This window comes from Pedobacter cryoconitis, from assembly GCF_001590605.1.
In the GTDB taxonomy this organism is placed as follows: domain Bacteria; phylum Bacteroidota; class Bacteroidia; order Sphingobacteriales; family Sphingobacteriaceae; genus Pedobacter; species Pedobacter cryoconitis_A.
Window position 1 is genome coordinate 5,255,686 of the sequence record NZ_CP014504.1, and the last position, 12,185, is coordinate 5,267,870.

The 12,185-nt window shown below is 39.6% G+C and carries 9 protein-coding genes; 7 read left to right on the top strand and 2 right to left on the bottom strand.

The window, feature by feature from the left end; all coding sequences use genetic code 11:
* The first annotated feature begins 74 nt into the window (after positions 1–74).
* Positions 75–1,172 (top strand): sensor histidine kinase, encoded by a 1,098-nt coding sequence (locus AY601_RS22345; protein ID WP_068405356.1) that lies wholly within the window; start codon positions 75–77, stop codon positions 1,170–1,172.
* On the top strand, positions 1,141–1,878 hold the full coding sequence (locus AY601_RS22350) for a LytR/AlgR family response regulator transcription factor (protein WP_068405359.1): 738 nt from the start codon (positions 1,141–1,143) through the stop codon (positions 1,876–1,878). The genes AY601_RS22345 and AY601_RS22350 overlap by 32 nt, the downstream gene beginning before the upstream one ends.
* Positions 1,879–2,002: 124 nt before the next feature.
* Here the strand turns inward: AY601_RS22350 and AY601_RS22355 are convergent, their stop codons facing one another.
* Both AY601_RS22355 and AY601_RS22360 read right to left on the bottom strand, forming a co-directional pair.
* Entirely contained in the window at positions 2,003–3,436 is a 1,434-nt protein-coding gene (locus tag AY601_RS22355) for an ATP-binding protein (RefSeq protein WP_084359395.1), read from the bottom strand.
* A gap of 37 nt (positions 3,437–3,473) precedes the next feature.
* Positions 3,474–5,258 carry an ATP-binding protein gene (locus tag AY601_RS22360; protein ID WP_068405366.1) on the bottom strand — a complete coding sequence of 595 codons (1,785 nt, stop codon included), beginning with the start codon at positions 5,256–5,258 and terminating at the stop codon, positions 3,474–3,476.
* A gap of 86 nt (positions 5,259–5,344) precedes the next feature.
* On the opposite strand from AY601_RS22360, the gene AY601_RS22365 reads away from it, so the two are divergent.
* From AY601_RS22365 to AY601_RS22385, 5 genes are all read left to right on the top strand, one after another.
* Complete coding sequence (locus tag AY601_RS22365) at positions 5,345–5,716, top strand: hypothetical protein (RefSeq protein ID WP_068405369.1); 372 nt, start codon at positions 5,345–5,347, stop codon at positions 5,714–5,716.
* Positions 5,717–5,972: 256 nt separating this feature from the next.
* Entirely contained in the window at positions 5,973–6,788 is an 816-nt protein-coding gene (locus tag AY601_RS22370; RefSeq protein ID WP_068405373.1) for an MbnP family protein, read from the top strand.
* Between the two features lie 4 nt (positions 6,789–6,792).
* Positions 6,793–7,842 carry a cytochrome-c peroxidase gene (locus tag AY601_RS22375; RefSeq protein WP_068405375.1) on the top strand — a complete coding sequence of 350 codons (1,050 nt, stop codon included), beginning with the start codon at positions 6,793–6,795 and terminating at the stop codon, positions 7,840–7,842.
* Between the two features lie 8 nt (positions 7,843–7,850).
* A complete protein-coding gene (locus tag AY601_RS22380; RefSeq protein WP_068405379.1) occupies positions 7,851–8,771 on the top strand; it encodes a transporter in 921 nt (306 codons plus the stop codon).
* Between the two features lie 191 nt (positions 8,772–8,962).
* Complete coding sequence (locus tag AY601_RS22385) at positions 8,963–12,178, top strand: TonB-dependent receptor (protein ID WP_068405382.1); 3,216 nt, start codon at positions 8,963–8,965, stop codon at positions 12,176–12,178.
* Positions 12,179–12,185 lie beyond the last annotated feature (7 nt).

Genomic DNA, 12,185 nt, shown 5'->3' on the forward strand with positions numbered 1-12,185 from the left:
CGATGGAAAGATTTGCACCTATTACTACAGGTTGATTAACTTGCCCTGATCAATATCATTTAAATTTTGAATAGATGAATGCAGTAAAAAGCCGTTCCTATATCACAGTTCTCCTTCATATTTTAGTGTGGATGCTGTTCTCTTTTGTCCTGCTTTTTTATATGCCATTGACATGGAGTATTGAAGTTCCTTATCAGCTCTGGATTAAGCAAGGATGCGAATTGGTTTTTCTGATTACTATATTTTACGTGAATAGCGGTATTTTGGTACCTAAACTATTGTTAAGAAATAATTCACTCGGTTATTTACTCGCAATTGTTGGTTTCGTGATTGTAGGTACTGTGATGGTGAGATATTTGGATAATATCCTGAATTTAGCGGTGCTGATTACAGAAGCTTTTCATAAAATAGGAATTACTAAACTTCCAAGACACAATGATAAACTGGATATCTTTCTGATTATGATGATCCTGTTGATTATCGGAATCAGTACCAGTGTGACCTTGATCCAGAAATGGCAGGCTAACAAACAATTGCAGGAAGCACTCGAAAAAGACCGGATAGGATCAGAATTATCCTTTCTGAAAGCGCAGATTAACCCTCATTTCTTCTTTAATACCCTGAATAATATTTATGCATTAACCCATGTGGATGTAGAGAAATCCCGTAATGCCCTGCATAAATTATCAAGAATGATGCGTTATCTTTTGTACGATACCCAAGCCGGCAGCACTCCGCTGAGTAAAGAAGTTTCTTTTATCGTCGATTATATTGAACTGATGAAACTTCGTCTCAATGATACAACTAAAGTAATTTTTGAAGGCCCGCTGATCAACAATGATATACAAATTGCGCCTATGTTATTTCTGCCTTATATTGAAAATGCCTTCAAACATGGGGTGAGCTCGACCTCATCCTCAGTCATTTCTATTGAGCTGAGTATGGAAGAAAACACACTTGAGATGAAAGTGCAGAACTCAATTTTTAATGAAAATGCGGAGATTGCAGATAATTATGGGGGTATCGGACTCACCAACACTAAAAGGCGCCTTGATTTATTATATCCGGGAAAACATACTTTTTCGGCCGGTAAGACTGAAGATACCAATGAATTTATTGTTCACTTAACCTTAATGCTTGATGATACTGAACTGTATAGCGGTAGACGATGAACCTTTAGCCCTTGGACTGGTTTGCAGTTTTATTGAACAAACCCCTTTTTTACGTCTCGCAGGTAGTTTCTCCAGTGGAGTAACTGCGCTGGCTATGATTCATGAAAAAGAAATAGATTTGATCTTTCTGGATATACAAATGCCAGACCTGACCGGGATTCAACTGGCACGGATTCTGGACAGGCAGCCCGGCAGTAATGGCCCAAGGGTAATATTCACCACAGCTTTCAATAACTTTGCACTCGAAGGCTATAAAGTAGATGCGCTGGATTACCTGTTGAAGCCATTTAATTATGAAGAATTCCTGATTGCAGCGAATAAGGGAAGAGCTTATGCCGAACTGGTTAAACCTGCCCGGCAAGCTGCTATTCTGACAGAACAGGAAGAAGAATATATCTTTTTAAAAGTTGAATACCACCTGGTTAGAGTCGCTATTAAAGACATCCTTTATATTGAAGGGCTTAAAGACTATGTAAAAGTTTATCTGGAAAACGCAGACAAGGCGATATTGACTTTAACCAGCCTTAAAGTTCTGGAGCAAAAACTCTCTGCTAAAATATTTATGAGGGTTCACCGCTCTTATATCGTTTCACTTGAAAAGGTAAATTCTGTCACCAAGAATAGTTTGACCATCGGCTCACTAAGTATAACCGTAGGTGAACAATATAAAGATGCATTCAATACCTACCTGAGCAGGTGGATGTAAGCACTGTAATTAACTTAAAGCTTCTGTTGCTCTAAACGCGTCAGCTGGCAGCAGAGCGTCAGCGTACAGGCAGAGACTTTGGCTCAATCTAAAGATTAACCTGCTTAAAGATCAGCGGAGATAGTTATACGGCTTTCGTAGGAATGACAATGGTAAAGGTTGTTCCCACACCAGCTTCACTTTTTACAGTGATATTTCCTCCCATTTCGGTGGTTTGCTTTTTGACCAGGTACAAGCCGATCCCATGGCTGTCCTGTTCAGTGTGAAAAGTTTTGAACAAGCCAAAGATCTCATTGCCATATTTATTTAAATCGATTCCCTTCCCATTGTCTGTTATAATCAGGTGTATGGTATTTTCCTTTTGATAGGTTCGGAGGAAAATCTGATTTTTACGCTTTGGGTCACGGTACTTGATTGCATTGGTGATGAGGTTTTGCAGGATACTTTGCATGTATATTTTAACAAAGGCAACTTCCCCGGCTTCGCTGAAATCAGCTTCGATAAATGTTCCCGAATGTTCAATCTGCATTTTGTGATTGTTTTTAACCTCTTCCAGCAATTCAGCGAATAAAATCGTCTCTTTAAGCAACAAACCTTTTTTCTGTTGTTTCAATAAAATAATCAGATCATCCAGTTTGTGAAATAAGCCTGTTGAAACACTCTTTAACATTTTGAATGCGGGGTCATTTGCTTTATCACAGTCCTGTTCTTCCAGAATTCTGATCAATGCCTGGATATTATTTAATGGCCCTCTGAGATCATGTGATATGATGTGCGTGAAATGTTCCAGTTCAGAATTTCTCGAAGAGAAGGTCTCACTCAGATTCCGCAGTTCTTGCTGATGAATCAGCAGCCTTGAATTTTGTTGTTCCAGGGCATCAAATAAATCAGTTATTTTTTTCTGGCGTTTCTTTAATTTGAAGCTCATAATACCAATAACTACAATCACGATCGTGCTGAAAAATAATAAGCTGACCTTGGTCCGGGTCAGTGTTTCAGATACTTTCTGATCTTCATCCTGGATATTTTCATAGAAATCCTTTAACATGCCATTACAGATCTCCCGGATTTTATTCATTTGATTCTCTCCCACATCAGAGTTAATCTCTTCCAGCACTTGTGCATCTTTATGTTCGTTTTTCAACTGGATTGTTCTTTCGAGCGCTGTACATTTCTCTGCAATAGCTTTGTTGAGCATCACCACATCATTCAGGCTCTCTGTATTAAAGTTTTTGGAAATATGGTGGGTCAGCCTTTTTTGATTGTCAAAAACAACTTCGATAGCCCGGGTATAGGGCATCATATATTTCTTCCTGCCAGTCAGGATATAACCCCGTTCTCCGATCTCAGCATCTTTCATATTGCCCAGGATACGGCGTGTGAGCAGCATAGCCTTCTCATTTTGCTCCCTTTTTCTCAATCTGTCTTTATTCTGACGGATCAGGTGAAAAAAAAATACGCCGTTAATCATGATGGCCGCCAAAATAATCAGGATCAGAAGTTGTACGGTCCGTCTGCTGTAAATGTGCTGGAGTTGATGCCGTGTGTTAAGCTTCATAGGTATTCGACTTTATTGGTGATCAACGGAGAGCGGTTTATTTACCGGATAGTTGCTGTACTACTCCTTCCAGTTTTTCTTTTAACAATTGAGAGGAAAAGGGTTTAGTGAGGTAATCATCGAGATAAGTATAGCTAAAAGACTGTTGTATATCTACATCGCTTGAAGCTGTTAATGCAATAATTTTAATCTTTGACATATTCACATCTGGCAATTCTCTGATGTGTCTGGAAGCCTCGAATCCGTCCATAATCGGCATATGGATATCCATGAGGACTACATCAAAGCCTCCGGTTTTTACCATGTCAAGGGCTTCCTTACCATCTTTGGAAAGCGAATAATTGCAGTTCCACTGGTCAAGGATCTTTTTGAGCAGCATAATATTGATAATGTTATCTTCTGCAATCAGGATGTTCAGGTTACTGATTGTAGAAATGGTCCCGGTAACTGGTTGTTCGGTTTCCAGCGGAACTACAGGTACGGCGATTTCATACTTAATTTCAAATGAAAATACTGAACCGACATGCTCTTCGCTTTCCAGGATCAGCTTGCTGAGATGCAAGCCAATCAGCCTTTTGACAATAGCCAGTCCCAGCCCTGTTCCTCCATAACGTTTGGTGATGTTATTATTTGCTTGTAAAAAGGGTTCAAAAATAATCTCCTGTTTGTTTTTAGGGATACCGATGCCTGTATCTTTAATCGCAAAATGTAAGAGGATATGTTTTGCGGTCTGGTTTTTTGTTGCGACCAGAATTTCTACTTGTCCGCCGTTATCTGTAAATTTTAAAGCGTTGGAGATCAGGTTGTTTAATATCTGGGCAAGTCTGGTCTGATCACCCATAATATGCAGCGGGGCATTTTCAAAGTCTATATTCAGCTGGATATCAATTTTTTTCTGTTCTGCTTTTGGCCGGAAAGAAGCCAGAATATTCTGCAGCAGCATACTCAAATTAAAAGAAGATTTGTTTAAGGTAATCTGATCCTCATTCATTTTACTGAAATCGAGCGTGTCACTGATCAGTGCAAGCAGGTTTTCTGCCGAAAAGCGGAGTACAGCCAGATTTTCTTCCTGATCTTTTCTTGGATTTTCTACGCTTAAAATATTAATCAGCCCAATTACTGCATGTAAAGGAGTCCGCAATTCATGAGACATGGAAGAGAGAAAATCGGCTCTTAACTTTGTGGCTTCCTGTGCTTCTTTAAGCGCTGATTGCAATTGGGTATTCAGTTCTCTTTCTTTAGAGTTGCTTTTAAAAAAGGATTTAAAGAATTCATAATGCATAGTAATCAAAATGCCGAAATTGACAATCAGGGCCAGCATAAATGAACTGTTATTCAGTTGCAATGGCGTAACTGTCATTTTTCCGTTTTGACCACTGGTTAACAGCAGATGCAGGATAATTGGAATTACGCTGGCAAATGAATAAACTATGCCCCAGTTTTTCCCCAGTATATAAAAGCTGGCAGAAATAATGATTAAAGTGATTTGTAAGCTGACCAGGTTAATGCCAAAGGTGTACATTGCTATATTCGTCCAGATCACGCTGCAGAGCGATAAGAGAAAAAGATGGCCTGCCAGCTTCCAGTTATTCTTTTCAAACATCAGGTAAAGTCCACAACACATTGCACTGACCGAAATTAAGAGCCTTGCTGAGGTCTTATAATCTCCTCTGATCATCGACTTTAGGATAATGATCGATAATAGGGCGATCATCAGGATTAATCCAAAAGTTAAAATTCTGATTCTGGATTGCATTAAGGGAATTTGCTTATCTCTTAATAAGGCTGCATACTTTTCTCTGAGCCTGATAATAATATTCATACACCTGATCTTAGAGTCAATATTACAAAAAAAAGAGTTCGGTTTTTAAGAACGAAGATTTTTAATAATGTTTAACTTTGCGGTAAATGTTAAACCGTCTGATTGCAATTGTTGTATTAGTCACACTGATAGGTACCAATCTGTCCAGGTTTATTGTTTACGCTGGTTTTGAAGCTAATCAGCAGTTTATTGCAGCAAATCTTTGTGAAAATAAGTCGCGTCCCTGGATGCATTGCAATGGACATTGTTACCTGATGAATAAATTAAGACAGACAGAGGAAAAGGAGAAAAAACAAGAACGTGCGGAACAGAAGAACCGTTATCATGAAGTTTTACCTGGTGAAACACTGAAAATAACGTTCAAATTCCCTGTTTTTATGCTTATTTATCCTGAATGTCTTCCTCTAAACACGGTGCAGCGTTCATTTGACATCTTCCACCCACCACGAAACGTTTAATTTTTCTCTTCTAATGTAATAGCTGCTGTTTGCTTAAAACGGTAAGCCGGGCTATGCCTTGTCCATTATTTCTTAACTGTTATTTCTTTACTCCGTGGCAATTAACAGTAGTGGTTGTGAGGAAAGGGGTATGCTTAATGATGTGGCCTGAATACGCTTATACGAAGAAATATTATCTTTTTTTTAATTTTTAAAGAGCCTGACTGATAGCTCTTTTATCCAAAACAAAAATCTACAACAACTCATTTGATTTTTTATGAAACTAATATATAAATACGTTATCGTGATTTTCTCCTTGCTGACTATCCTTACAGCCTGTTCTAAAAAGGATGATGTGCAGCCAGTTTCTGCTAATAAAGCGACACTAAGCCTGCAATTTGACAATATTGCAGGGGACCGCAATCTGCAACTGAACACGGGTACCTATAAAAATGCTGCTGGAGAACAGTTCTCTGTACAGTTACTGCAATATTTTATCAGCAATATTAAAGTGAAAACTAAAGACGGTCAGGAGTTCACCGTTCCCCAGGAAGAAAGTTATTTCCTGGTGAAAGAAAGTGACGGGGCTTCACAGTTCTGTAAGGTCAAAGTTCCTGAAGGTGATTACCAGACCCTCACTTTTACTTTGGGCGTAGATAGTTTAAGAAATACAATGGATATTACTAAACGGACCGGTGTACTGGACCCCACTGGTGGAATGGACGATGGAATGTACTGGGGATGGAACAGTGGTTACATTTTCTTTAAAATGGAAGGGACTTCCGAACAAGCACCGATTGACCCGACAGGTGTTCGTAAATTCCGGTTCCATATTGGTGGTTTCGGCGGTTATTCAGCACCTACTTTCAATAACATTAAAACGGTTACAGTAGATCTTTCTGCTGCTGGGATAGCACGCGTAAGAGCGGGCAGGGAAAGTAATGTCCATTTTATGGTAGACGTGATGAAAATTTTCAATGGCAAAACCAATATCAGCATCGCAGCTAATCCACAGGTCATGTTTAGTAATTATAGTGTGAATGTGGCCAATAATTTCAGCAGCATGTTTTACCACGACCATACCGAGAATTAAGCAGATGGGCAAGAGAACATTATATTTGATTCTACTGGTTTTCAGTCTGTTTATTTATGCCTGTAAAAAGGAAACAAATATCCAGGAAACAGTCAGTACATTTCTGGGCTTTCAAAGGCCTTCCAACTTTCCTGAACCAGTTTATAAACTCGAAAATAATAAGCTGACTGAAGCTGGTTTTTTACTGGGAAGGGCTTTGTTTTATGAACCTCGTTTGTCAAGGGATAATACCATCTCCTGTGGTTCCTGCCATATTCAGACTTCAGGATTTACCCAGCATGGGCATGATGTAAGTCATGGAATTGATGACCGTTTAGGCAGCCGGAATTCACCACCGATTATGAACCTGACCTGGAATAAAACTTTCATGTGGGATGGTGGGGTATTCGACCTTGATTTGCAACCCATCAACCCGATCACCAATCCAGTAGAGATGGATGAAAAGGTGGAGAACGTACTGTTGAAGTTAAAACAGCTGCCAAAATATGTCACCTTGTTCAACCGGGCTTTTGGGACAGCTGAAATTACCAATGCTAGGATGATGAAAGCATTGTCTCAGTTTATGGTCATGTGTGTGAGTGCAAATTCAAAATATGATCAGGTGATGCGCAAAGAGAATGGGCAGACTTTTACGCCCGATGAGCAGGCCGGGTATGCTATTTTTAAAGAGAAATGCAGCAATTGCCATAGTGAACCTTTGTTCACTGATGGAACTTTCCGAAATAATGGCCTTGTTATTGGGCCTAACCATGATCAGGGTCGCGCTATGGCAACGCTTAACCCTAAAGATGACTATAAGTTTAAAGTGCCAAGTCTGAGAAACCTGAGTTATACGGCTCCTTATATGCATGATGGGAGGTTTTTAACACTAAGTGGTGTACTTGCACATTATGCGGAAGAAGTTCAGGCAACTCCAAATCTTGATCCTTTGCTGCAACAGAACGGTAAGCTGGGGATTTCCTTAACTGCAGATGATAAACTCAAATTACTTACTTTTTTAAAAACGCTGGATGATAAGGATTTCGTAACCCGGAAGGATCTGGCAGAACAATAATATTCCTCATGAAAAAATATATTTTATTACTTTTTATTAGCCTTTGTGGCTTCAGCACTTTTGCTTGTGATATCTGTGGCTGTGGTGTAGGAAGCTATTATCTGGGGCTTTTACCTGAATTCAATAAACGTTTTATTGGCTTGCGGTATCAGCATAAAACCTTGAGGACCCACTTAGGTCCCGGTGGTAAAACCAGTTACCTCACTACGAATGAAACTTATCAGTCTGCAGAACTTTGGGGAGGCTGGAACCTGGGCAGTAAATTCCGTATCCTTTATTTTGTTCCTTATAATTTCAATGAGCGGAATAGTGTAGAAACCAAAGGACAGAAGAGTGGGCTGGGAGATATCGCCCTGATGGGTTATTATAATCTTTTCAGTAGCAGAAACACGGTAAATGACCAATTATTAGTGCAATCGTTGTGGGTTGGCGCCGGGGTGAAGGTGCCGAGTGGTAAATATGAACCACGTGACAGGGATGTGCTGACAGAATCTCCAAATAACTTCCAGTTAGGGACGGCCAGCACAGATTTTACATTGAATGCAACTTACGATATCCGGTTAATGGATTTTGGGGTGAATGTAAATACCAATTATAAAATCAATACCGCCAACAAATACGATTATCGTTATGGAAATAAGTTCACCACCAATGCGCTGGCTTATTATAAAATCAGGATTGCGAAAACGTTGACTTTAGCCCCAAATGCAGGTGTGCTTTATGAAACTTCTGCGAAGGATATAGAAAGCAAAAAGTTTGCTGTTGATGTATCTGGTGGTTATTCTCTGGCTATTTTAACTGGTTTGGAGGCTAATCTTAAAAGAGTTTCTTTTGGTGTGAATTATCAGGCCATTGCTGCTCAAAATCTGGCATCGGGTAGTGTAAGTGCGGGAAACCGGCTGATGATACACACTTCGGTTGCTTTTTAAGAAAGCCTCAGGTTTTATTGAATTTTGCAAAACAGGCCCGGTTTTCGGGCCTGTTTTGTTTAAGAAAGGATTGATTTTACTGCAATTGATCGTTGATTTTTGTTAACTAGTGGTGTGATTTCTTAATACAGACATATTCTGATGCTAATATAAGGGCATTTAAATTTGCCGAAAAAATAAGTTCAAATCACATGATGAAAAATTTACTCTGCACAGTGCTCCTGCTGTTATTTTGTTGTTTTTTTAAAAACGAATTAGCAGCGCAAACGACTCAGGCATCTATCTCCGGAATTATAACAGATGACCTTAAAAAAACTATTCCTGGCGCATCCGTGCAAGTAAGGAATGAGTCTACAGGTTTTACAACCAGAACAACCACTAATGCCAAAGGGGAATATACTTTTAAAGAGCTTCCTCTTGGAACACCTTATACGGTTACCGCTACCTATATCGGGTTTGGCGAACAAAAGAAAACAGGCTACTCTCTGAATCAGGGGGATGCTTTAAGAATAGATATTTTAATGCAAGATGCTGTAAATAATCTTGCTGTAGTCGAGATTGTAGGTTCAGGAATGAAAAACAAGACGGAAACCTTAGGTGCAGCGACGACCATTTCGGCCAGGGACATTACCAGGCTTCCAGTAAACGGACGTAATTTTGCTTCCCTGACTGATCTTTCTCCATTAAGTAAAGGCACAAATATTTCGGGTCAGCTGGGCTCATCTACAGGTTTTACGATTGATGGGATGACTGCTAAGAACCCAACTTCTGCAGGTTCAACAACCAGCAGAAGCGGTGCGCCTTATTCGATTTCAATAGAGGCAGTACGTGAATTTAAGGTGGTGACCAATCAGTATGATGTAACTCAGGGAAGAAGTGGTGGTGGTGCAATCAGCGCGGTAACCAAATCAGGAACGAATACATTAAGTGGTAGTGCGTTTACTTATGGACGCGCGGACTGGTTATCCAGCCCTTATGATATCAATGGAAATAAACGAAAATCAGATTTCTCTACTTATCAATATGGTTTCTCTTTGAGCGGGCCGATTATTAAAGATAAGTTACACTTCTTTATGGTTTGGGATCATGAAAAGGATTCCCGTCCATTACAAATTGCTAATATCCTGTCTCCGGCAGATGAAACCAGGTTGAAAATTAATCAGCCTACGTTAGATCGCTTTGTTGATATTTCACGCAGATTATATGGGGTAGCAAATACACCTCAATTTGGTTCTTTTAATAAAAAAAGAGGATCTGATGCGGCATTTGCGCGTATAGACTGGCAGATCAATGAGAAAAACCTGTTAACGGTTCGTGATAATTATACAAACAGCAGAAACCCACAAGGATTAGAAGACAATACAGCTATCAATTTATATGAATCTTATGGTAATGATAAGAACATTGATAATAGTTTGCTTGCTTCCCTGCGTACTTCCATTAGTCCGAGATTGACCAATGAATTAAAAGCACAACATTTATACACTTATCAGTTAAGTAGCCCTGGTGATCAATTGCCTTCGGCAAATATTCCGCGTGCTGTTGTAGAAGGGGTTACTTCTACGATCGGTACAGGATCACTGTCCACAGATATTCAATTGGGAGGACATCGTTTTGCGCAAGAAGGCTTCACAAACAATGTATACCAATTAGTTGATAACCTTTATTATAACACTGATAAAATCAAATATACGTTTGGAGTTGACTTCATGTATACCAATGCCCATTCAACTTATGGAAGTGAATTAAATGGACGTTTCTATTTTAGAGAAGATGCGAACACAGGAACTTCCGCGCTGGATAATTTTGAATCAAGAACTCCTTACCGTTATACCAGGGAAGTGCCTTTGGTGGCTGATCCTAGTGTGAAACAAGGGATTTATAACTCTGCAATTTATGGTCAGATGCAAGCGAAACTTGCATTAGGATTGGATATGGTTGCAGGTTTACGTCTGGATTACAGCAGCTATCCTAAAGGGAAATTTAATCAGCTGGTATTTGATGAGCTGGGTTTAAGAACTGATAATTCACTTTCTACACTTCAAATTCAGCCACGTGTTCAATTTAACTGGGATATCAATGATAAACACCAGGATTTTGTTCGTTTCGGCGCGGGTATTTTTGCATCAGACATTAATAACTATGCAACGATCAATAATATGGTGTTTGATGGAAATCACCTGGCTTCGATCGATGTGAGAGGGGCAGGTGTACCAAGACCTGATTTTCCTGGTTACCGTGCAAACCCAGGCAGTGCGCCTGGACAGGATCTGTTTGGTCTGCCTGGTGTGAATAAATTAACAACAATTAATGCCAATGCGAATGATGCGCAGGTTCCGGTTGTTTATAAAGCCAATGTATCTTATAGCCGTTTTATTACTGACCGTTTGAAAGTTGGTATTACGGGGTATATGACTTTAGGAAGGCATAATTATATGTACGTAGATCGTAATATGGTCACTGATCCTTATTTCCGTTTATCAAATGAAGATAACCGCGGAGTTTATGTGCCGGCAGAAACCATTCAGAATAGTTCTCCAGATTGGCAGCAAGGTCGTATCAGTAATAAGTTAGGCCGTGTGCTGGAATTAAACAGTAAGGGTAAAGTGAATCAGTTTGCCGTGGTAATTGATGGTAGCTACCAGTACTTTAAGGATGGAGCAATTTCATTCAGTTATACCTGGAATGATGCCAGAGATAATACTTCTTACAATGGTAACGTAGCTAATAGTGCAACTTTATCTTTACCGGTTAAAGATGATCCGCGCGATTTGAGCAAAATGACAGCATCTGATAATCAGTTTCGCCATAAAATTGTAGTGTACGGGACTTTACCAACCTTTCACGGAATTGGGGTTGGTCTTCGTTATTCAGGTATCGGTGGCACGCGCTATACACTATTATCGGGTGGTAATACGAATGGTGATTTTGTTGGAAGTAATGACCTGGCTTTCATCTTTGACAGAAACAATCCAGCAGTTGCCCAGAATGTTCGCGCTGGTTTGCAGGCAGTTTTAGACAATCCAAATGCAAGTCAGAGTGTGAAAGATTATATCCTGAAATACTCCGGACAGATAGCGGAAAGAAATGGCGGGGTCAACAGTTTTTACGGAATCTTTGATTTAAGGATCACCAAGAAATTTAAACTGTATAAAACACATACTTTAGAGTTGTCTGGAGATATTTTCAATGTTGCCAACTTATTGAATAAGAAATGGGGCGTGAATGAATCGTTAGGTACCCAGGCCTTGTACTCGATTGGTATCCCTAAAACGGCAACTACACCTGCTGTTGATGGATTTAATAAAACAACCAATAACTTTGTTTACAGAGTGAATGGTGCTGGTGTGGTTAAGCCTTCAGGTAATCCTTATCAATGTCAGATTGGACTTCGTTACAGTTTTTAATTCTCGT

Excerpts from the sequence above, each read along its gene's own strand:
- AY601_RS22365 (WP_068405369.1), top strand. The coding sequence starts at position 5,345 with ATGTTAAACCGTCTGATTGCAATTGTTGTATTAGTCACACTGATAGGT.
- AY601_RS22385 (WP_068405382.1), top strand. The coding sequence starts at position 8,963 with ATGATGAAAAATTTACTCTGCACAGTGCTCCTGCTGTTATTTTGTTGT.
- AY601_RS22360 (WP_068405366.1), bottom strand. The coding sequence starts at position 5,258 with ATGAATATTATTATCAGGCTCAGAGAAAAGTATGCAGCCTTATTAAGA.
- AY601_RS22345 (WP_068405356.1), top strand. The coding sequence starts at position 75 with ATGAATGCAGTAAAAAGCCGTTCCTATATCACAGTTCTCCTTCATATT.
- AY601_RS22355 (WP_084359395.1), bottom strand. The coding sequence starts at position 3,436 with ATGAAGCTTAACACACGGCATCAACTCCAGCACATTTACAGCAGACGG.
- AY601_RS22370 (WP_068405373.1), top strand. The coding sequence starts at position 5,973 with ATGAAACTAATATATAAATACGTTATCGTGATTTTCTCCTTGCTGACT.
- AY601_RS22350 (WP_068405359.1), top strand. The coding sequence starts at position 1,141 with ATGATACTGAACTGTATAGCGGTAGACGATGAACCTTTAGCCCTTGGA.
- AY601_RS22375 (WP_068405375.1), top strand. The coding sequence starts at position 6,793 with ATGGGCAAGAGAACATTATATTTGATTCTACTGGTTTTCAGTCTGTTT.
- AY601_RS22380 (WP_068405379.1), top strand. The coding sequence starts at position 7,851 with ATGAAAAAATATATTTTATTACTTTTTATTAGCCTTTGTGGCTTCAGC.